Annotated in this window: 23 protein-coding genes; 9 read left to right on the forward strand and 14 right to left on the reverse strand. The window is 68.1% G+C overall.

Annotated features, from left to right (window positions below):
• Positions 1–37: 37 nt before the first annotated feature.
• Positions 38–607, forward strand: coding sequence for a TetR family transcriptional regulator (locus LDL21_RS09740; protein ID WP_067638776.1), 570 nt, complete (start codon positions 38–40; stop codon positions 605–607).
• A gap of 22 nt (positions 608–629) precedes the next feature.
• A complete protein-coding gene (locus LDL21_RS09745) occupies positions 630–1,376 on the forward strand; it encodes a thioesterase II family protein (RefSeq protein ID WP_225279715.1) in 747 nt (248 codons plus the stop codon).
• On the opposite strand, the gene LDL21_RS09750 is transcribed toward LDL21_RS09745, so the two are convergent.
• Together LDL21_RS09750 and LDL21_RS09755 are read right to left on the reverse strand one after the other, a co-directional pair.
• Positions 1,357–1,731, reverse strand: coding sequence for a DUF2784 domain-containing protein (locus tag LDL21_RS09750; protein ID WP_225279716.1), 375 nt, complete (start codon positions 1,729–1,731; stop codon positions 1,357–1,359). The genes LDL21_RS09745 and LDL21_RS09750 overlap by 20 nt on opposite strands.
• Before the next feature lie 71 nt (positions 1,732–1,802).
• Positions 1,803–3,233, reverse strand: coding sequence for an SDR family oxidoreductase (locus LDL21_RS09755; protein WP_181697048.1), 1,431 nt, complete (start codon positions 3,231–3,233; stop codon positions 1,803–1,805).
• Between the two features lie 234 nt (positions 3,234–3,467).
• Here LDL21_RS09755 and LDL21_RS09760 point away from each other — a divergent pair, with 234 nt between their 5' ends.
• The 3 genes from LDL21_RS09760 to LDL21_RS09770 all read left to right on the forward strand — a co-directional run bounded on the left by LDL21_RS09760 (position 3,468) and on the right by LDL21_RS09770 (position 5,490).
• The gene (locus tag LDL21_RS09760) at positions 3,468–4,013 is read left to right on the forward strand and encodes a TetR/AcrR family transcriptional regulator (protein ID WP_255495028.1); all 546 of its coding nucleotides are present in this window, start codon (positions 3,468–3,470) and stop codon (positions 4,011–4,013) included.
• A 126-nt stretch (positions 4,014–4,139) separates the two neighbouring features.
• Positions 4,140–4,838 (forward strand): hypothetical protein, encoded by a 699-nt coding sequence (locus LDL21_RS09765; protein WP_225279717.1) that lies wholly within the window; start codon positions 4,140–4,142, stop codon positions 4,836–4,838.
• 100 nt (positions 4,839–4,938) lie between these two features.
• Positions 4,939–5,490 carry a hypothetical protein gene (locus tag LDL21_RS09770; RefSeq protein WP_225279718.1) on the forward strand — a complete coding sequence of 184 codons (552 nt, stop codon included), beginning with the start codon at positions 4,939–4,941 and terminating at the stop codon, positions 5,488–5,490.
• A gap of 37 nt (positions 5,491–5,527) precedes the next feature.
• Here LDL21_RS09770 and ligD read toward each other — a convergent pair whose 3' ends face one another.
• The 3 genes from ligD to LDL21_RS09785 all read right to left on the reverse strand — a co-directional run bounded on the left by ligD (position 5,528) and on the right by LDL21_RS09785 (position 8,109).
• On the reverse strand, positions 5,528–6,526 hold the full coding sequence (gene ligD / locus LDL21_RS09775; protein ID WP_225279719.1) for a non-homologous end-joining DNA ligase: 999 nt from the start codon (positions 6,524–6,526) through the stop codon (positions 5,528–5,530).
• Positions 6,523–7,602 (reverse strand): ATP-dependent DNA ligase, encoded by a 1,080-nt coding sequence (locus LDL21_RS09780; RefSeq protein WP_181697051.1) that lies wholly within the window; start codon positions 7,600–7,602, stop codon positions 6,523–6,525. Before LDL21_RS09780 ends, ligD begins: the two co-directional genes overlap by 4 nt.
• 123 nt (positions 7,603–7,725) lie before the next feature.
• Positions 7,726–8,109: a cold-shock protein gene (locus tag LDL21_RS09785; RefSeq protein ID WP_225279720.1), complete on the reverse strand. Its 384-nt coding sequence runs from the start codon at positions 8,107–8,109 to the stop codon at positions 7,726–7,728.
• A 207-nt stretch (positions 8,110–8,316) separates the two neighbouring features.
• On the opposite strand from LDL21_RS09785, the gene LDL21_RS09790 reads away from it, so the two are divergent.
• Complete coding sequence (locus LDL21_RS09790; protein ID WP_225279721.1) at positions 8,317–9,810, forward strand: condensation domain-containing protein; 1,494 nt, start codon at positions 8,317–8,319, stop codon at positions 9,808–9,810.
• Here LDL21_RS09790 and LDL21_RS09795 read toward each other — a convergent pair whose 3' ends face one another.
• The 5 genes from LDL21_RS09795 to LDL21_RS09815 all read right to left on the reverse strand — a co-directional run bounded on the left by LDL21_RS09795 (position 9,811) and on the right by LDL21_RS09815 (position 14,539).
• Positions 9,811–11,118 (reverse strand): pyridoxal-phosphate dependent enzyme, encoded by a 1,308-nt coding sequence (locus LDL21_RS09795; RefSeq protein ID WP_225279722.1) that lies wholly within the window; start codon positions 11,116–11,118, stop codon positions 9,811–9,813.
• Positions 11,115–12,506 (reverse strand): type III PLP-dependent enzyme domain-containing protein, encoded by a 1,392-nt coding sequence (locus LDL21_RS09800; protein ID WP_225279723.1) that lies wholly within the window; start codon positions 12,504–12,506, stop codon positions 11,115–11,117. Before LDL21_RS09800 ends, LDL21_RS09795 begins: the two co-directional genes overlap by 4 nt.
• Positions 12,503–13,732, reverse strand: a complete 1,230-nt coding sequence (locus LDL21_RS09805; protein ID WP_225279724.1) for a heavy-metal-associated domain-containing protein — start codon at positions 13,730–13,732, stop codon at positions 12,503–12,505. Before LDL21_RS09805 ends, LDL21_RS09800 begins: the two co-directional genes overlap by 4 nt.
• Positions 13,733–13,781: 49 nt before the next feature.
• The gene (locus LDL21_RS09810; RefSeq protein ID WP_225279725.1) at positions 13,782–14,216 is read right to left on the reverse strand and encodes a CBS domain-containing protein; all 435 of its coding nucleotides are present in this window, start codon (positions 14,214–14,216) and stop codon (positions 13,782–13,784) included.
• Between the two features lie 89 nt (positions 14,217–14,305).
• Positions 14,306–14,539 carry a hypothetical protein gene (locus tag LDL21_RS09815; RefSeq protein WP_067638762.1) on the reverse strand — a complete coding sequence of 78 codons (234 nt, stop codon included), beginning with the start codon at positions 14,537–14,539 and terminating at the stop codon, positions 14,306–14,308.
• A 351-nt stretch (positions 14,540–14,890) separates the two neighbouring features.
• Between LDL21_RS09815 and LDL21_RS09820 the strand changes: the two genes are divergently transcribed.
• Positions 14,891–15,124, forward strand: a complete 234-nt coding sequence (locus LDL21_RS09820) for a DUF397 domain-containing protein (protein ID WP_370465698.1) — start codon at positions 14,891–14,893, stop codon at positions 15,122–15,124.
• A gap of 18 nt (positions 15,125–15,142) precedes the next feature.
• Positions 15,143–16,027, forward strand: a complete 885-nt coding sequence (locus LDL21_RS09825; RefSeq protein ID WP_181697057.1) for a Sco1979 family transcriptional regulator — start codon at positions 15,143–15,145, stop codon at positions 16,025–16,027.
• A 57-nt stretch (positions 16,028–16,084) separates the two neighbouring features.
• Here LDL21_RS09825 and LDL21_RS09830 read toward each other — a convergent pair whose 3' ends face one another.
• The 4 genes from LDL21_RS09830 to LDL21_RS09845 all read right to left on the reverse strand — a co-directional run bounded on the left by LDL21_RS09830 (position 16,085) and on the right by LDL21_RS09845 (position 18,161).
• Positions 16,085–16,324 (reverse strand): hypothetical protein, encoded by a 240-nt coding sequence (locus LDL21_RS09830; RefSeq protein WP_067638759.1) that lies wholly within the window; start codon positions 16,322–16,324, stop codon positions 16,085–16,087.
• Between the two features lie 348 nt (positions 16,325–16,672).
• Positions 16,673–17,329, reverse strand: a complete 657-nt coding sequence (locus tag LDL21_RS09835) for an SDR family oxidoreductase (protein WP_225279726.1) — start codon at positions 17,327–17,329, stop codon at positions 16,673–16,675.
• Positions 17,330–17,362: 33 nt separating this feature from the next.
• Positions 17,363–17,842 (reverse strand): DUF2599 domain-containing protein, encoded by a 480-nt coding sequence (locus LDL21_RS09840; protein ID WP_225279727.1) that lies wholly within the window; start codon positions 17,840–17,842, stop codon positions 17,363–17,365.
• Positions 17,843–17,909: 67 nt separating this feature from the next.
• Positions 17,910–18,161 carry a hypothetical protein gene (locus tag LDL21_RS09845; RefSeq protein WP_067638753.1) on the reverse strand — a complete coding sequence of 84 codons (252 nt, stop codon included), beginning with the start codon at positions 18,159–18,161 and terminating at the stop codon, positions 17,910–17,912.
• Positions 18,162–18,499: 338 nt separating this feature from the next.
• Here LDL21_RS09845 and LDL21_RS09850 point away from each other — a divergent pair, with 338 nt between their 5' ends.
• Positions 18,500–19,843 carry a lipase family protein gene (locus tag LDL21_RS09850; protein WP_225279728.1) on the forward strand — a complete coding sequence of 448 codons (1,344 nt, stop codon included), beginning with the start codon at positions 18,500–18,502 and terminating at the stop codon, positions 19,841–19,843.
• The last annotated feature ends 244 nt before the right edge of the window (positions 19,844–20,087 follow it).

The following is a 20,087-nucleotide window of genomic DNA, read 5'->3' on the forward strand; positions in this document are numbered from 1 at the left end:
GTACAAATGTCTAAGACGGTCGGGTAGTCTCGCCGTCATGGGCAACCGAGAAGATCTGCTGGCCGGGGCGCGCAAAGTGATCATGGAGCGCGGGGTGGCCAAGGCGACCGCACGCGATATCGCCGCCGCCGCCGGGGTGAGCCTGGCCGCCATCGGCTATCACTTCGGCTCCAAGGATCGTCTGGTCACCGAGGCGCTCAGTGAGGCGCTCGGCGACGCGCTGGGGGAGGGGATGCGCGGACTCATCGAGGAGGGTGCGGGCGGCTCACCGCTGTCCGGTCTCGCCCGCCTGTGGAACGGCATGCCTGCGGTCTTCGCCGACAACCACGAGGCGATGCTGGCCAGTCTCGAGAACATCGTTCGCATCGTGCGCTCCGAGGAAGCGCGCTCCCAGCTCGGCGACCAGCTCGACGAGGCCTACCGTGATCTGGCGGCCGATCTCCGGGCCGCCCATCCCGACCTCGACGAAGCGCAGGCCGAAGCCATCGGCCGCCTGTATTTCGTCCTCGCGCAGGGCCTCGGTGTGCTGTGGCTGTTGAAACCCGGCGAAACTCTTCTCGACGGCGACCAGCTGTCGACCGCCGTGCGTGCCCTCGCAGGCAGCTGACCGGGGAAAGGGAACAGTGCGAGTGAACACTGCTGCAACGCAATGGATTCGGGCTCTACGTCTCGATGCGGCCCGGCGCAGGCAGTTGGTCTGCCTACCGCCCGGTGGTGCGTCCGCCGCGTTCTATCGTGACCTCGCCCGCCACCTCGGTCCCGGCATCGAGGTCCTCGCCGCGCAGTACCCGGGGCGCCAGGACCGCTTCGGCGACCCGCTCATCACCGACCTGCACGAGCTGGCCGATCGCATCGCCGCCGATCTGCTGCGGCAGCCACCCGCTCCGCGTGCCCTGTTCGGTCACAGCATGGGCGCCACCGTCGCCTACGAGGTGGCGCGGCGACTCGCGGCCGGCGGGCAACCGGTGCTGGAACTGATCGTCTCCGGCCGTCCCGCGCCGGATTTCGTCGAGACGGGACTCCTGCACAAGGCCTCCGACGCCGACCTCATCGACAACCTCGAGCGCCTGGCCGCCGATCCGGTGCCGGTGCGGCTGCTGCGCACCGAGCCGAGCCTGGCCGACCTGGTTCTACCCGGTGTCCGGGCCGATTACCAGGCCGTCGAGACCTATCGCCACCGGCCGGGCCCGGTTCTCGATTGCCCGGTGGCCGCCTTCGTCAGCACCGAGGATCCCACCACGAGCCGAGCTCAGGCCGAGCAGTGGCAGACGGTGACCGATGGACCGTTCAGCCTGCACACCTTCCCCGGCGGGCACTTCTACTTCGACGGCGATCCCGGCGCGGTCGCCGAGCAGCTCACGCGGTGTCTGACGTGAACGAGCGGTGGTGCAGACGCAGGTAGCCGAGCCAGGAGACCAGGACGGCGGTCGCGGCCACGGCCCGGACCAGTCCGAGGGCGCTGTCGGGATAGATCACGCCGGTGAGGTAATGGTCGATGAAGCCGGCTTCAGGGAGGCCGGAAACGCCCGCGCGGGCGCGGGCCCAGTTCTCGGCGTAGGTCAGGGGACAGTCGAAACCGATGAGGATGGTGCCGAAACCCCAGGACGCGGCGAGCAGGTGAGCCCCGATGGTGCGCGGCCACCGCCACGCCACGAAACCGCCGGCGACCACGTACGCGATGAACGCGACGTGGGTGACGGCGATCAGATCGGCCAACACCCGGAACGGCACATATCCAGATTAAGCGGCCGCCCGCCGATCGGAATCATGATCAACATTCCGGTTCGGCATCGACCAGGTGATCACCAGGGTGACGGCCGGTAGTCCTTCAGGAAGCATCCGTAGAGGTCGACGCCATTCTCGCCCTGCACGATCGGGTCGTAGACGCGGGCGGCGCCGTCGACCAGATCGAGGGGTGCGTGGAAGCCCTCCTCGGCCAGGCGGACCTTGGTGTAGTGCGGACGTTCGTCGGTGATCCACCCGGTGTCGACCGCGGTCATCAGGATCGAATCGGACTCGAACATCTCGAGCGCGCTGGTGCGGGTGAGCATGTTCAACGCGGCCTTGGCCATGTTCGTGTGCGGGTGACCGGGGCCCTTGTAGCCGCGACTGAACTGGCCTTCCATCGCCGACACGTTCACCACGTACTTGCGCCTGCCCGGCGCCGCCGCCATCGCCGGCCGCAACCGCGACACCAGGATGAACGGTGCCACCGAATTGCACAGTTGCACCTCGAGCAGTTCGGTGGCGTCCACCTCGCCGACGGTCTGCACCCAACTGTTGGTGTGCGCCAGATCGGGCACGAGCCCACCGGCGTCGATGGCCACGCCCGCCGCGATCCGCTCCGGCGTCGCCGAACCCGCGACCAAGGCCAGTTCGGCCACGTCGACGGCCGACAACGACGGTGTGAGCGAGGCGGTGAGCGCCGTCGGATGCGCCTGCATCGTCTTGCCGAAGGTGACCATCTCCGGCAGCATCCCGACGGGCAGCGGCGCGGACTCGGCCTCGACCAGCGCGCTGTAGGCACCGGCCGAACGGCGAACGGTCTGGGCGGCGTTGTTGATCAGGATGTCGAGCGGGCCCTGCGCCGCGACATCGTCGGCGAGGGCGACCACCTGGGCCGGGTCACGCAGGTCGATCCCGACGATGCGCAGCCGGTGCAGCCAGTCGCCGCTGTCCTCCATCGCGGCGAAGCGGCGGATGGCGTCGTTGGGGAACCGGGTGGTGATGGTGGTGTGGGCGCCGTCGCGCAGCAGCCGCAGCGCGATGTACATGCCGATCTTGGCGCGGCCGCCGGTGAGCAGCGCGCGCTTGCCGGACAGGTCGGTGCGGGCATCGCGCTTGGCGTGGCTCGACGCCGCGCACTCGGGGCACAGCTGGTGATAGAAGGCGTCGACCTGGGTGTAGCGCTGCTTACAGATGTAGCAGGGACGTGCCCGCACCAGCGTTCCCGCGGTTTCGCCGTCGGCGGCGGACTTGATCGGGATGCCCGCGGTCTCGTCGTCGATGCGCTGCGGCGAACCGGTCGCGGTCGAGGCGATCACGGCGCGGTCGGCTTCGGCGACCTGCTGCCTGGCCTCGATCCGGCGGCGCTGCTTGAGCTTTTTGAACATGTGGCCAACCGCGCGCTGCACCGCGATCGAATCGGGGTGTTCCTTTTCCAGCTGCCCGGCCTGTTCGAGCACCCGCAGGCAGGTCGCCAACTCGTCCGGATCGATCGTCTTCTCGGTCATCGGGGAGTGCGGCATTCCTTCGTGCGGGAGCGGTGGTCGGAAATATTGTCTCATTAGCCGTGCGACGGACCCGCTGGGTATCGTTGTGCACCGCCTCCGCAACCCTGCGGCGGCCGCAGAACCCGACGGAGCGCCCCGATTTCCCCGTTCGACACCGACACAGCAGACCCGCCGCGCAGGCGCCGGCTCGAACCCGACGAGCGTCGGGCGCAGATTTTGGCATGTGCCATCGAGATGTTCGGTGAACGCCCGTACGCGGCGGTGTCGACCGCGGAACTCGCCCAGCGTGCCGGGGTCGCGCGCGGGCTCATCAACCACTACTTCGGCAACAAGCGTGATCTGTACCTGGCCGTTGTCCGCCGGATGGTCACGCTGCCCCGCCTCGAGAAGGTGTCCATTCCGCAGGGCAGCCCGGTCGAACGCGTCGATGCCATCGTGTCGTGGTTGCTCGACACCATCGCCGAACATGGCAGCACCTGGGTGAAGGTGACCAGCCACGAAGGTGTGGGCGACGACCCCGAGGTGCAGCAGATCCTCGACCAGGCCGACGACGCCGCCGCCGAGCGCATGCTGCTGATGATCGGCCGCTCCGATATGGCAGACGATGCACAATTGCGCGCACTGGTCGTTTCCTACGCGGGCATGGTGAAAGTGGCCGGGCGCGAATGGCTCACCCGTGGCACGCTCACCCGCCCCCAGGTGCACCGGCTGCTCACCGACACCCTGCTCACCCTCATCGATCGCACGATTCCCCATGTGAAGTCGTCCTCAGCCGATTAGGAGTTAGCCCACTCTTTCCCGGTTGCGCTGCCCGGCGGCGCGCGAGTCCCTATCCTCTTCGCGTAACCCCGCGCCGCACGCTGTTTCGTTTCCGCGGCCGGGGAGATCGAGAGGGACCCGGGGTTGATGGCACGATACGAGCAGTGGAACGACGACCCCGATGAGGAGTTCGAGGACCGGCGCTGGAACGGTCAGCGTTGGCCGCACGCCACCGCGGAGGACTCCGCGCGCGACGACCAGCCACGGGTGAATCCGTACGCGATGGTGGCGCTGGCCGCGGCCCTCGTCCTGCTGTTCCCGATCGCGATCGTCTTCGCGCTGCTGTCGTACGGGCATCCGCGTGGGCGGGGGATCGCGATGCTCGCACTGCTGCTCGGTATCGCCGAGGTCGCCGCGGTGGCGGTGGCCGGAATGGTGCTCTTCGGCGGACTGGAACTCGAGATGCCTGCGTTGGCGAGCAAGGCGGCGACCACACCGGTCGCGGTGACCACCACCGAGGCGGTGCCGTCGGTCGGTGCGCCGACATCGGTCGGATCCACCCCGGTCCTGAGCCAGCCCGCCGCGAGTGTGGTGCAAAAAGGCACACCCTGCCAAGCCGAACAGGTCGGCCTGCTCGGCGTCGCCGCCGACGGCGCCACCCTGCTGTGCCTGCGCTCCGACAAGGGCCACACCTGGTCGGGCCCGCACCGCGTAGCAGGCTCCTACTACACCGAGGGGGAGCCCTGCGACCCATCGGTCGACAAAACCGGCCGCACCACCGACAACCACGCCCTGGTCTGCGAAGGCAAAGCGAACACCGGCACCTGGGTCCCCTGGACCGAGTAGGTCGGTTTCGGTCCGTAGCCGCACGACTCCGAGGAAACGAACTGCCATGGCATTACGACATCACAGGTAGCTTCGCCCACACTTCGAAGGCGGCCTCGCGATGATGAAGCGTATTTTTCTCATCTCTGCAGTTTTCGGCTTCGCGTTGCTGCTCTTCGCCTGTCAAAGCGACGATCGGCAAGAGCGTCTGCCCAATTCCACATCGGCGGTTGCCCCGGCTTCCAGTCTCACGCCCACTCCGCAATCACCGCCAGCGCCCCCAGCCGAGGGGCCGGATATTCCGCCGGCAGTCGAACCTGTCGTGCCCCAACCCTCCGTAATCGCGCCCGTGCCTTCTCGATCGGAGCAGCCGCTGGAATATTCGTGCAGCGATGCTGCATGGCGTGAGGCGATGGGCGCCGAAGGCGACGCACTTTGTGGCTCGACCTGGCAGCCCTATCCGCCGCCTACCTCGACGCCTGCGGCTTTCCTCTACTGCGACGGAACTGTAGGAATTTACGACGCAGGCGGCTACCAGTACGGGGATCCGAAGTGTGTGAACGGTTCGAAAGCACCGCAAACTTACACAGACGAGCAAGGCGAATGGATTTACATCTGTACTGGTCCCGATGACCCCAGGCCGGCCGCAGAATGCACCATTCCAGCGAACTGATTCACGTTGTGAAGCTGATCCGCGCCCACCGAATAGGTCAGTCCTTCTTTGCTCGGCTGGGCTGGACGCGGGGTGGTTCGTTGGGCATTTTCGGGTATTGGGGTGGCCAGGGGGCGTCCATCAGGCCTGCGGCCATGTCCTTGTCGGACATGGTGAGGAGTGGTTCGATCGACTGTGGGGTGCGGTCGGCCCAGGGGTCGCCGCGTTCGGCCAGTCGGGTGGGGACGGTGGCGAGGGTGAGTTCGTCGGGGATGATGGTGTCGAGTTCGTCCCAGGCGATGGGGGTCGAGACCTGGCCGCCCACCTTGGGGCGTACGGACCAGGCGCCGAACACGGTTTTGTGGGGTGCGTTCTGGTTGTAGTCGACGAAGACCCGGCTGCCGCGTTCCTCCTTCCACCACTGGGCGGTGATCTCCTCGGGGAAGCGGCGCTCGAGTTCGCGGGCGAGAGCCACGGCCGCGGCCCGCACCTGGTAGCCGTCCCATCGGGGTTCGAGCATCGCGTAGATGTGCAGGCCGCGTGAGCCGGACGTCTTGACCAGGGCATCGATGCCGAGCTCGGCGAGCAGTTCGCGGGTGCGCACGGCGGCGCCGCGCAGATCGTCGAAGGTGATGCCGGGCGAGGGGTCGAGGTCGATGCGTAGTTCGTCGGCGATCCGCAGGTCGGGCACGTGGTTGGGCCACACGTGGAAACCGAGACAGCCCTGGTTCACCGCCCACAGCACGTGTGCCAGATCGTGGGCGACCAGCGCGTCGCTCGTCGTGCCGTTCGGGGTGGTGACCTCGACGGTCTGCAACCAGTCCGGCGCGGTCTTGGGGACGCGCTTCTGGAACCACGATTTGCCGGACGCACCGTCGGGATAGCGTTCGAGCAGCAGCGGCCGGTCACCGATGACGCCGAGCAGGGGTTCGGCCACGGCCTGGTAGTAGCGCACCAGGTCGAGCTTCGTCTCACCGCGTTTGCTGAAGTACACCTTGTCGGGATGACTGATGGTCAGCGTGCGCCCGTCGACCTCGATCTCGACCCCCGCGCTCATGACCGCACCCCGAAGATCGCGTCCAGTTCGGCCGGAGCCACCTCGTCGAGCTGGGCGTATGTGCACGATTCGGGTGTGCGGTCGGGCCGGAACCTCACCAGCCGCCCGCCGTGCCGGAACCGCCCCGACTGCACGTGTTCGTAGCGCACCTCGGCGACCAGTTCGGGCCGCAACGGCTCCCAGGACAGGTCTTTGCCGCCGGTCCACCGGCTCACCCCGCCGGGCATCTTGCCGTCGGCATTGGCCTGGGCCACCGCGTCGGCCCAGTCACGCCACGGATGGTCCACCAGCGCGTTCTCGCGTAACGGTGCCAGCTCACCGAGCAATTCGCGGCGCCGGGCGGCGGTGAAACTCGACGCGACGCCCACGTGGTGGAGGTTGCCCTTGTCGTCGAAGAGGCCGAGCAGCAGCGAGCCGACCCCTTCGCCGTCCTTGTGCATCCGGTAGCCGGCGACCACGCAATCGGCGGTGCGTTCGTGTTTGATCTTGAGCATCACCCGCTTGTCCTGCATGTACGCGAGGTCGTCGGCCTTGGCCATCACTCCGTCGAAACCCGCGCCCTCGAACCGGGTGAACCAGTCCTGAGCCGTGTCCGGGTCCTGGGTGATGGGGGTGAGATGGATGCGGCCGGGTGCGGCTTGCAGCAGCGTTTCCAGTTCCCGGCGCCGTTCGGAGAACGGCTCACCGGTGAGGTCGCGATCGCCGTTGGCGAGCAGGTCGAAGGCGACGAAACTGGCCGGGGTCTCGACGGCGAGCTTGTTCACCCGCGAGGCGGCCGGGTGCAGGCGCTGCTGGAGTGTGTCGAAATCCAAACCGTTCTCGGTGACGACCACGATCTCACCGTCGATCACACACCGTTGCGGCAGTGCCGCTTTGAGCAGGTCGACCAATTCGGGGAAATACCGGGTGAGCGGACGATCATTGCGCGAACCCAGTTCGAGTTCGTCGCCGTCGCGGAAGACGATGCAGCGGAAGCCGTCCCATTTGGGTTCGTAGCTCAGCCCGGGTTCGCGGGGCAGCGACGGTGTGGATTTGGCCAGCATCGGGCGCACTGGCGGCATCACCGGTAGATCCATCCGATCCTCCTCGCGGGTTCCTGTCACCCGTATCGACGTCGCGAGCGCACCCGATTCATCGGTGCCATGCGATCGTAGGCCGGGGGACCGACACACACGCGGATCGTGATCAGCGCGTTCGGATCAGCTGTCGAGCCAGCCGTGTTCGTCGGCGAAGGTGGTGAACCGGTCGCGAATGGTGATGATCTCGGCGGCGGTGAGGGCGGGCGATGCCTCGAGCAGGAGTTCGGTGATCTGCCTGCGCATTTCCTCGGACCCGAGCCGATCGCCTCCGCCCTTGCGACTACGGGCGCTCGGGGCACTGTGCCCGGCGGCGGTCAGGTTGACGGCTTTGGGGCCGCGATCGCCCTCGGTGACCTCGAATTCGAAAAGCCTGCCCTGGCGCAGTTCGTCCTCGTCCAGACCGATGTCGTTGACGTGGACGAACACATCGGGCCCACCGTCTTCGGGGCGGATGAACCCGAAACCCCGCGAACCATCGAAAGACACCAATTTCCCGACAGACACCGACCAGCTCCTCGCTCCGCTTTCCCGTCGCCCACTCTAACGCGGCTTTTGGGTGTTTTCTCCGGAAAGTGGATAGTCGGCGACGGCCCGGTGCGGGGTGGCCCAGGCCTGGTCACGATGCGGTAACTGTTTGTTCACATCGGCTCGTTAGCGTCCCACATCTGTTTCGAGACGGGTGGAGGTTGGCGGTCTGTGGTGGATCCCGGTGTGGGGATCAGGTCGGGGGGCTTCGGTCGTGGTGTCGCGGTGGCGACGACGCGGGCCGAGGCGGTGTGTTTCCCGGCGCCGCCCGTGGTGACGCTCGAGCCACGCCTCCGACCCGCGCACGTGCCGCTGGCGCCCGCGCAGGAGCGCATGTGGCATGCGGCAGGACAGGGACGTTCCGCGGACTGGAATGTGGCCCGCGCCTTGCGCATTCGTGGCGCCGATATCGATGTGGGCGCTCTGCGCGACGCCCTCGCGCTGCTGGTCGCGCGGCACGAACCGTTGCGGACCCGCTACCCGGTGACCGAGCACGGGCCGGCCCAGCAGGTGCTCGACCCGGCCGAGGTCGTGCTCGACATCGCGGTGCGACACGTCGGCGAGGATGCCGTCGGCGCCGAGATCGCCGACCTGGCGGCGCGGCCGTTCGACCTGGCCCGCGATCTGCCTCTCCGGGCCCGGCTGTTCGTCCTCGCTCCCGACGACGTCGTCCTCGCCCTTGTGGTGCACCACATTTCGGTCGACGGACGGTCGATGGCCCCGCTGACCCGCGACCTCGTGACCGCCTACCTGGCCTGCCACACCGGCACGGCCCCGCGCTGGGAGCCGCTGCCGGTCACCTACACCGACTACACGCTGTGGAAACACGCCCAGCTCGGCGAGTTCACCGACGAGTGGAGCCGGGCCACCCACCAATTGCGGTACTGGGCCAACGCTTTGGCAGGCCGACCCGCATCGCTCGAATTCCCGGCGCGGCCACAGCCGGCGCCGCCGGCCGACCCCGCCGTCGGCGCGCTGATTCCCCTCGCCTTCGACGCCACCACCCACGCGGGTCTGCTGCGGCTGGCCCAGGATCGGCGGGCGAGCCTGTTCATGGTGCTGCAGGCGGCGTTCGCGGTGACCGTCGGCGCGTTCGCGCGCTGTGCCGATGTGACTGTCGCGACGGCGGTTTCGGGCCGTGACCACCGACTGCTCGACGACCTCGTCGGCAACTTCTCCGATGATGTGTTGATGCGGGTGCGCCTGGACCGTGCGGCCGACATCGACGAACTCATCGACCAGGTCCGCCGGGTCGCACTGGCCGCCTACGCCCACCCCGACACTCCGAATCCGCGACTGAAGCGGTGCCTGCCGCAGGACGCCGCGCTGCCGCTGTTCCAGGCGACGCTCATCCTGCAGAAGTCGACGCGAACAAAACCATCCGCCGCGCAGGCGTTCTCGATCACGGATGTGCCGACCGGGGTGGTGCGCGCCAAGCACGATCTCGAGTTCGGCCTCACCGCGCACTATGAAACCCACGGCGCTCCGGCCGGGATCGACGGGTCTTTCCTGTATCCCCTCGCTCGCTTCGACCCGGCCGTCGCCGCGCGTTTCGTCGACCGGTTCCGCGCGGTGGTCGCGCTGCTCGCCGACGGCTACCGTGGCCCGTTGCCGCCGCTGCTGGCGACCACCGGCAGGCGGGCACCGTCGCCGCGCCGGGCGATGCGGGCGCTGGTGTGATCAGCCACGTTCGAGCGGCAGTCCCGCGTCGCGCCAGGCGACGATCCCACCTGCCAGGCTGAAGGCCTCGTATCCGGCCTGCCGGGTCAGGGCCGCGAAACGCAGCGACGCCTCACCGACCGGACACACGAACACGATCGGCCGTGAGCGCGGGAACGGCATCCCTTGGCCGAGCATGTCGTCGAGCTGGTCGTCGCGCAGGTTGACGGCGCCCGGTATGTGGCCCACCCGGTACGCCATCGCGCCGCGCGTATCGACGACCATCGGGCGGCCGATGCGGTCGAGTTCGGCCAGCTCCGCAGGCGTCAGCGCCGGTGCGGAGCCGGTGTCCGGTGCTGGTGGGGCCTCGGGCGCACCGAACAGGTCGGGTCGGCGCTTGGCGAAATAGGACAGGTACGGCTCGAGCCGGTCGCAGACGACGAGCACGGCGACCAGCGGGCGGTCCTCGGGGCGTGGAGCGTCGGCGAGCGTACGCAGAGCGGCGGCATAGCCCGCACCGCTGGTCGGACCCGCGAGTACGCCGTATCCGCGCACCAGATCGAGCGTGGCATCGATGGCGGTGGCGGAGTCGACGGTGACGATGTCGTGGTAGAAATCCGGGCGGAACAGGCCCACGTCCCACATCTCGCGTTCGGAGCGGATGCCGGGAATGAAATCGAACCGGTCCGACACCACGCCGATCGTGCGCAGCGCCGGGTGGGCGGCCAGCAGGGCGGTGGCGGTGCCACGGGTGGACCCGGTGGTGCCGAGCCCACCCACGAGGTAGTCGAGGTGTTCGATGCCCGCGGCGGCCAGGTCGGCGGCGATCTCGGCGCCCGTACCGTCGCGGTGCGCCTCGACATTGCGCTCGTTGGTGTACTGGGACGGGTGGTACCAGCGCTCGGGCGCCTGCCCGGTGGTGTGCTCGATGACCGCCGAAACATCATCGGCCGCATGCGGATCCGGGCATTCGGACAGACCGGGTAGCTCCACGATGTCGGTGCCGAGCAACTGCAGCAACTGGCGTACCTCGGTGACCCGGATACGGTTGGTGACCGCACGCAAGGGAACTCCGTGCAGCGCGCCGAGCACCCGCAGCGCCTTGGCGGTATTGCCGCTGGATGCCTCGATGAACGACTGCCCGCCTGCCGCCACCGCCTCGATGTCGTCGCGGATCATGGACCAGGCGATGCGGTCCTTCACCGACCCGAACGGGTTGTGCGACTCCAGCTTCGCATACAGCTCGACCCCAGCGAGCCCGTGCACCCGCGGGTCGAGGCGGAGTAGGGGAGTGTTGCCGATCAGCTCGGTGATGTGGGAGTAGATCATCGCCACACCTCGTCGCCGCACAGCTCGAATCGGCTGTCACGATGCAGCACAGCCACTTTCGGTGGCGTGGGGTGCATGGCGGCGTTGGCTGCCGACAGATCCATGTGGTAGGCGCCGGTATTGGGGAACACCACCGGGTCGCCGGGGACGGGGATCCGCGGCACCCGCACCTGCCGCTGGGTCACCAGGTCACGTTCCAAACACAGATGCCCGGCGAAGAACACTCCGGCGGGCGCGGATTCGCCGGACTCGGACAGCACGAGGGGATCGATGAGCACCTCCTGGTCGGCGGCGGTGACGGTGTCGCGGCTCAGATCCAGGTGTACCAGCGTCGCCCCGGTCCCCGCCCGCTTCACGAATTCGACCCGGGCCACGGTGATCCCCGCGCGATCGGCCAGCGCCTTGCCGGGTTCCAGCCACAGGTCCAGGAGGTTGTCCGCCAGCACCGCGCTCAGCGCCCGGCCGCCGTGCCCCGGCAGGGGTGCGTCGAGGAGTTCGGTCAGGATGTCGGTGGCCGATTCCGTATTGGCGTATTTGTGGAACACCGGTGTGCCGTGTGCGACACCGTCGGCGACGTGATAGCCGAAACTGCCCGTGCCCCAGTGCAGGGCAGGCCCCTGGCCGAGCAGTCCGGCCCGCAGCGCCTGGTCGTAGGCGTCGTAGGCGGCCGGGTCGGCCACGAAGACCTGACGTAACCCGCCGCCGATATCGAGCACCGACGGTGTGAACCCGCGCGCGTAGGCCCGTTCGATCACCGTCAGGCACTCACCGACGGCCCGTACCCGTTCCTGTGTGGACGCGGTATCGAGGTGGAAGGCCACCCCGAGCAGTGCCAGCCGATCGGGGTGCCGGGCGAGCAGATCGAACGCCTCGCCCACTTGGCCGAGATCGATGCCGAACCGGCTCGGCGCACTTCCCGGAAACCCCGAAAGACGCAGCAGCACCGGCACTTGCGTATCCGTGATGTCGGCGATACGTGCCAACTCCCACAGGTTGTCGACATTGAGCGTCACTCCCGCCGCGACGGCCGCCCGCAACAGTGACAACCCTTTGGGCCCGGTGATCTCGATTCGGTCGGGCGCGAAGCCCGCGTCCAGCGCCGACCGCAACTCCGCCCCGGACGCGACGTCGATCCCGATCCCCGTCCGCGCGGCCGAGCGGACGAAGGCCGCGGACCGATTCACCTTGTGCGCGTAGTAGATCCGAGACCTGCACCGTGCCCTGTCCAGCACCCCCGTGAGCGCGGCGAGATTGTCGTCGAACACCTGCGGGAAGACCAGGTGCAGCGGTGAGCCGAACCGCTCCAGCGCCGCGTGCACCGCCGCCCGGTCCTCCAGGAACGCCGCCACGACCGGGTGCAGGGCAGCGGGAACGGCAGGCGGGGTCATTCCACCGGTGTGCCGGGCGAGGGCACCTCGTCGACGGGGTTGTACCCGCCGTCGCGCAACGCCTCGAACACCCGTAACCGATGGCGCGGGCTGCGAATCCGGGCGATCACCCGTTTGGAAGCCAGATCGATGTCGATCACCGCAACGTCCATCGACTCGAGCAGGGCGCCGATGGTCCGCACACAGTGGCGGCAACTCATGTCCGGCACCGCGAACACACTGTCGTCGGCGAGCGGTTCGTTGCCGACCGGTACCTCGGTGACGTCCTCGACGGCCTCCACGAGACTCGTGAGCGCCACGAACGTCTCGACGAACTGATTCGCGACCGCGCCAAGCACCGACGACCCGTCCGCTGCCGGTGGCGCCGCGAGACACGTCGGCCCGGTCCCGGGCGGCAGCAGCGCGTACTGCCGCGAGATCAGATCGAGGTCGTCGTGGTACTTGGCCACCGCCTGCTCGACATCGAGGCCCTCCTCGGTGGTCGCCTTGCGCATCACCGCGTGCGCGTCGGCGATGGTCGCCTCCTTCATCGCCCGCAGTACCGCCACCGACTCGGGTGTGTACCGCACGGTGCCGTCGGGCGAGGTGGTGAAGCGGACCGGGATCATGCCCCGCCGATAGGTCGAGGCCTGCAACTCCCAGAACCACCGGGTCGCCACCGCCGCGAAGATTCCCGAATCGCGCATTCCACACGCGAATTCGGTGATGTCGCGATATGGGGTGTCGGCGGCGAGGAGGCCGTGCTGGACCAGGGCCCGCCCGGCGGCTTCGACGCCGACCCGGAAGATCTCGTGCGGTTCGTGGTCGGTGGTGGTGGCTGCCAGCACCGACCGTTCGTGCTCGCTCAGCTCGGCGGCACGCTCCGGAAGACCCGATCGTGCCAATGAATCCCACAGTGCCAGTACGGTTTCCCTGGCGACCACGGCCAGCTCCGGTCCGGCGCCGTCGCGGCGGTAGTACGCAGTATTGGGAATGCCCGCGCTGTCGGTCCAGGTGATGCGATGCGTCGCGCTGGTCACCTGTTCCGGGCGGCACGGGCGCATGAAGCGCTCGAGATACATCCGCTGCGGCTGGGTGAGCCGCCCGCCCGGCTCGGGCTGTAAAGCCCGCGCGCGGAAGGTGATCCGGACCGGCGCGGTCTCGACGCCGGTGAAGATTCCGGGCGCGGCGAGCCGGGCGAGGACCTGCGAAGCGACACGGCGGTCGTACTGCTGCGCGGGGTGCACCTCGTCAACGATACGCGCGGACAACGGTTTTCGGCCGCGAGCGCGACGATCAGTACCGGCCCTGCAGGTAGTCGACGAGCTGCTCGCGTTCGGTGGCCAGCTCCGTGATCTCGCTCTTGACCACGTCACCGATGCTCACGATGCCGATCAACCGGTCCTCGCTCACCACCGGCATGTGCCGGATGCGGTGCTCGGTCATCACATCACGCAGCGAGGACACGTGGTCGTCGGGCCCGCAGGTGCGTACCCGGGCGGTCATGATCTCGGCGACCGGACGGTCGAGCAGTTCGGCGCCGTGCACCGCGAGGCGGCGAACCACGTCGCGTTCGGACACGATGCCCTCGATCGTCGCGCCGTCGGGGGAGACGACCACGGCACCGATATTGCGGTCGGCCAGCACCGTCAGCAGCGCGCGCACGGTGGTGTCCGGTGGCACCGTCGCTACCGCTGTGCCCTTGCTTCGCAGAATCTCCGCAATCCGCATACGCCGCCACCTGTGCTCGCGCCGACCGTCCGTCTCCAAGCATGCCCCGCTTGTACGGCTGTGACCAGCACGAAGACGTCACGACCGCGCTATTCGTCGTCCAGGCCCGCAGACAGATAGGCCGCCGCGGCCAGCCATTGGCGGCACTGTGGGCCGTGGATGTCGTGTTGACGCAGCATCTCGCGAGCCTGCCGATAGGTGAGCCCGTAGGGCTCGTCGCTACACGCGGAAACCGGCGCTACCTCTGCCGCGAGGCTGCGCGGGAGCTCGAGCCCGGCGGTGCCGGCCGAGACCCGGCGGGGTGGTCGATACGGAATGCTCATCGCAGGCCCCTCGTGTCCGGTGGGCCCGGGCCTGCCCCAGCTCTTGACGAGCGGGCCCCGGGGTTGATCTTGCCCCGAGTCTATGGGCGCGGTGATTGCAGATGCAAGCACATCGGAGATCTCATTCGGGGCGTTGCGGCGGCCGATGGCTCTGTGGCCCTTGCGAATTCAGGGGACTGGACGTCACTTTGCGAACGCCACCCGTCCCCTGAGCGCGAGTAAGTACCGACCGGTGCGCAACCGCAGGCTGCGTGTTAATGTCCGCATCGCGCGAAGCGGATGCAAGAACGTTTGTGCGTGCATCTGCAACTTTCACTCCGATGGACATCACACGAGAACAGGGAGTAATGCATGTCCGCAATGCACCATGATCAGCGCGAACGGCCCGCCGACCACGCCTGGCGCAAGAGCACGTACAGCAACGCCAGCGGCAATTGCGTAGAGGTTGCCGCCGTGTCCGACGGGTCGGTAGCTGTGCGCAACTCGCGCGACCCGCGTGGCGCGGTCATCTACTACACACGCCCGGAGATCGATGCATTCATCCGCGGCGCCAAGGCCGGAGAGTTCGACGACTTGACCTGCTGATCGGTAAGATCGCGAGTCATGACGGCTGAACCCCACGAGATCGGTCGTGTACAACCGATCGTCGACCGTGGTCCCACTGTGCTGCGCATCGCGCTCGGTGGGCAACTGCGTAGGTTGCGGGAGAGTAAGGGCATCACCCGCGAGGCCGCGGGGGAGGCGATCCGCGGCTCCCACGCCAAGATCAGCCGACTCGAGCTGGGCCGCACCGGATTCAAGGAACGCGATATCCGCGATCTGCTCACGCTCTACGGAGTCACCGACCCCGTAGATCGTGAGGCGTTCTTCGATCTGGCCAGGCAGGCCAACGAGCCGGGCTGGTGGCACCGCTACAGCGATCTGCTGCCGTCATGGTTCAGTACCTACCTGGGGCTCGAACAGGCCGCGAGCCAAATCCGCACCTATGAGACCCAATTGGTACCCGGCCTGCTGCAGACCCCGGAGTACACCCGGGCGATCGTCACCGTCGGCCTCGACGATGCCGAGACCGAGCGGCGCGTGCAGGTTCGTCAGCTGCGCCAGGACGTGCTGCGGCGGGTCGACCCGCCGGTGGTGTGGGCGGTGATCGACGAGGCCGTGCTACACCGGCCGGTGGGTGGGCGCGAGGTGCACCGGAATCAGTTGCGTCATCTGATCGAACTGTCTTTGCTGCCGAACGTCACCGTGCAGGTGCTGCCGTACTCGGCGGGCGGGCACGCGGCGGCGGGCAGTTCGTTCAGCATTCTTCGCTTCGCCGAGCCGGAGCTGCCCGACATCGTGTACCTGGAGCAACTCACCAGCGCCCTCTACCTGGAGCGCAGGCAGGATCTCGCGCTGTACCTGTCGGTGATGGACCAGCTCAGCGTGCAGGCCGCGCACCCGGACCGCTCGCGCGAGATCCTGCGGGAGTACGCCGAGCGGGCCTGAGTACGCCAGGCGGGCCGCAGCGCCGCTTCCGTTCGCCGGAAGCGGCGACCGGCCGACTCAGTAGCGGATGCAGCCGGATGCGATACGCCAGAACGTGTCCGGGGTCAGCACCTGCAGGTCCCAGTCGTCGGCCAGTTCGTGGGCCGTGGTGACGATGCGCTCGATGTCGAAATCGTTGCGGGTCGCGGCGCCGGTGGATTCGACGGCGTCGATGACGAAAGCGACCGCGGTTTCCCTCGAGGGGTGGGTGATCGCTGCGCGATCAGCGAGGCCGAAACGGCCGGTGGTGTGGTTCATGTGAACGCCCCTGTGTCTAGGCAGTGGCAAACCCGAGGCAACTATAGCCCCAGGTGTGCCGCTCGCGGCCTCCCCTGACTATCCCCTGAATTGTGTTGCGGCCCTGAGTTTAGGACGGAGACACTTTCAGATGCAAGCACATCTGCACGATCGATTAGGTCTCGATTCGGTGCTCACCCCGGCTTCTGGGCGGCGAATCCAGCTCGGCGCCACCGGATTCGCACACCGTCCGCGCCGAACAGCGGCGTGACCGGCGCTTCGGCGGCGTACCGGTGGGCGGCAGCCGGTGCCCAGCACCCGGCCTGCACGCCCATCGGCCCGAAAAGTCTTGACCTGGTTAATTTTCGGCTAATGAATCGCGGCGACGGCCGCCTCGATCGGATCCTGCCCCGAAACCACCTCGAGGGTGCGCCGAAAAGTGTTGTCGGCGACCAAGATCGACGCGAGCGTCGCGGCCACATCGGCACGCGGCACCTCGGCGCGCCCGACCGGCGGTGGTCCCAGCGTGATCAGACCGTTGCCCTCGGCGTCGGTGAGCATGCCCGGTCGCACGACGGTCCAGTCCAGCGCGCGGGCCCGCAGATCGTCCTCGGCCTTGGTCTTGGCATCGATATAGGCGGCCCACACCTCGTCGGTCCCCGGCGCGGGCGGCTGACCGGCACCCATCGTCGAGATCTGCACGAACCGGCGCACCCCGGCCCGGTCTGCCGCGTCGGCCAGCTGGACCGAGCCGCCCAGGTCGACGGTGTACTTGCGGTCCACGCCGCTGCCCGGCCCCGCGCCCGCGGCGAACACCACCGCATCCGACCCGGCGACGGCGCCGACGAGATCGGCCGGGTCGTCACGTTCCATATCGTGGATCACGGGGACGCCGCCGGTCGCGGTGATGTCGGCGGCCTGGGCGGGATCGCGGATGAGGGCGTGCACCTGATGGCCGTCCCTGGTGAGTAGCCCGGCCAGTAGCAGGGCGATCTTGCCGTGTCCGCCTGCGATGACAACGCGCATAACCTGTGCTCCTTTCGCCGCGCGGCGCGGACCTCAGCGTTCCGGGCCGCCGGGATTGCAGTTCGCCGAGACCGTGGCCGAGTAGCCGACGGCCGGTCGCCACGGTTCGAGGTTCCAGCTCGTCTTGTCCGGCGCAACCATCCTCGCCCACACCCAGTGGCACAGGAACTGGTCACGCATTCCCGGCGAGTCGGCGGAGGAGTCGAGGGCGAGCACTTCCTGCCAGGCCGTCTCGTCGGTGCCGGGTGCGGCGGTCTTGCGACCCGCCACGGTGGGGAACACGAGCAGGCGGGGGCCGTCGACATTGCTCGTCCAGCGGACCTCGTCGATGAGCGGCAGTCCGGCGTACGGGTCGACGGTGGTGGTCGGCGGTGCGAGGGTGACGGCGGTGCGCTGGGCGGTCGTGGTCGGTGCGACGGTGGTCGGCGCGGCCTGCTCGGCTTCCTGCGAACCGCAACCGGCCACGGCCAGTGCCGCGACGGCCACGGCGACCGGGTACCGCCACCGTGTCACGCGCGCCTCCTGTGTCCCTGCGATCGGGACACGACCGCCGCACCAGCCTAGTGCGACGGTCCAGGGTTCAGTGCCACAGCGAACGGCACGGCAGCCGGCGCAGGCCGGGTTCCACTCGTCCGTCGACCGTCACCAGCAGACCCGCGTGCACGGCGGCGGTGGTGAATTCCCAAGCCTCGGACTGGGTTGCGGCGTATTCGAGGACCATCGCGTCCTGCGGAGTCGGCCCGTCGAAGTAGACGGTGATCCGCCGCGTCGGTATGTCGGTGTGGTCGAGGGGGTGACCGGCGGCGGCAATGTTCGCGTCGATGGGAATCATGGCGTGCTCCTTCTGCCCCGGCGCTGGTGGGCGCCTTGCTACTCGACGGTAGGGCGCTCGACCATGAAGGAGAACATGTTCCGGACGCGGCTGGAGAATTCACAAACCGCCTGGTCCGGAGCCGGTACTTTCTCCGAAGTATCGAGTACGCGCGGTTGTTGCGATCCGGACGCGGGGCGTGCACGAGTCGGGAACGACGGCCGTGCGCCGATGCGGTGGGACGTACCGTGAGAACACTGACGACGGCGCGCAGGGGAGGTTTCGCCGCGGCTACGAGTACCGCATCGCCGGGTGTCAGGTCACGAGTCCGATGTGCCACCCGAAGGCGTGTGAGTGCCATGAGATCTGTGCGTGTCCTGCTCTGTTCGCTACTGCTGTTGTGTCCGCTCGCCGGCGGCACCGCAACCGCCGAACCTCTGCCCCCGGCCGCGCCGGGAATCCTGCCCGATCTGCAACGCTGGATCGATCAGGTGCTGCCTTCGCCGATCCCGTCCGGTGCGGACACCGACCCCGACGCCGAGCTCGCCGCCTTGCGGGCGGCCGTAATGCCCTCTCCCGTGGGCGATCCCACCTTCGATTACTGGCCCGACGGCCTGGCCGAGCTGGCGCCGGGTGACCTCGTCGAGGTGCGCGACATCACCGCCGTCGCGGGCCCGCTGACCCTGCTTCCCGTGCGGTCCGCGCATCTGCTCAAGTTCCGCACCTCCGACGCCCACGGTGCCCCGTCGTTCGCGACCGCGACGCTGATCGTGCCCGCCACCGAGTGGACCGGTCCCGGCGACCGCCCGGTGTTGGTGAACAACCTGCCCATCGACGCGCTCGGCCTGTCCTGCACGCCCGGTTACACGTTCACACACGGGCTTTCGCCGAAATCGAGCGCCACCGAGTTCCTGCCACCGACCACCCAGCTGGCGGTGCTCCGCGGATACGCGGTGCTGATCCCCGACCATCAGGGCCCCCGAATGGCTTACGCCGAACCGTATGTCGCCGGACACGCAGTGCTGGACGCGATCCGGGCCACCAGGAATGTCGAGCCGCACACCTACGGTGCCAGCCCGTTCGCGATGACGGGATACTCCGGCGGTGCCATCGCCACGCACGGCGCGGCGAAGCTGATCGGCTCCTACGCACCGGAATTGGCCGAGGTGATCGTCGGTGCCGCCCTCGGCGGCGTGCCCGCCGACTTCGAGATCCTCGCCCGCAGCATGAACGCCAATCTGGCTTCGGGCATCTTCATGGCCGCGACCCTCGCGGTCGGGCGCGAGCGGCCCGAAATCCTGGCCGCCATGAACAATCTCGGCCGCTGGGTGGCGACCTCGGCGATGAAGGACCAGTGCGTGAGCATCTTCGCGCTACCCGGAATCCTGCACCTGCCCATCGATGTCGGCGCCAATATCGCCGACCCACTGCACTCGGACCTGGCCGCCCGGATCTACGAGGTCACCCGGATGGAGGGAATGCGTTCGGCCACACCGCTCTACGTCTACAACGGGGAGCAGGAGTTCTGGATCCCGGCCGAGGGTGCGCGCAATCTCTATCAGGAACAGTGCGAACTGGGCGCCACGGCGGTGTATCGCGGGGTGCTGGGCGAGCACATCGTCGGTGCGGTGACGGGATATCCGGAGGCGATGCTGTGGCTCGACGAGCGGCTACGGGGGATTCCCGCGCACAACGAATGCTGAGGCCCTTTTTCCGGCCGAAATGTCGGTGTTTCAGTGCTCGGTCAGTGTGAACGGCCGAATGTTCTGGGAAGTATCACTATTTCGCCAGTTTGGCGTCCCGACCTGCGGGATCGTCGTGGGGAAAAGTTCCTGTGTGCCGTCATGGGGCCCGTCGTGGACAGGTGGTGAACTACCCAGAACACCACGGAGAAACGAAATGCCGTGAATTCCCGGGCTTATGTTCGGTGCGGTTTCGACAAGCCAT

The sequence above is a fragment of the Nocardia rosealba genome (genome assembly GCF_020216065.1).
Classification (GTDB): domain Bacteria; phylum Actinomycetota; class Actinomycetes; order Mycobacteriales; family Mycobacteriaceae; genus Nocardia; species Nocardia rosealba.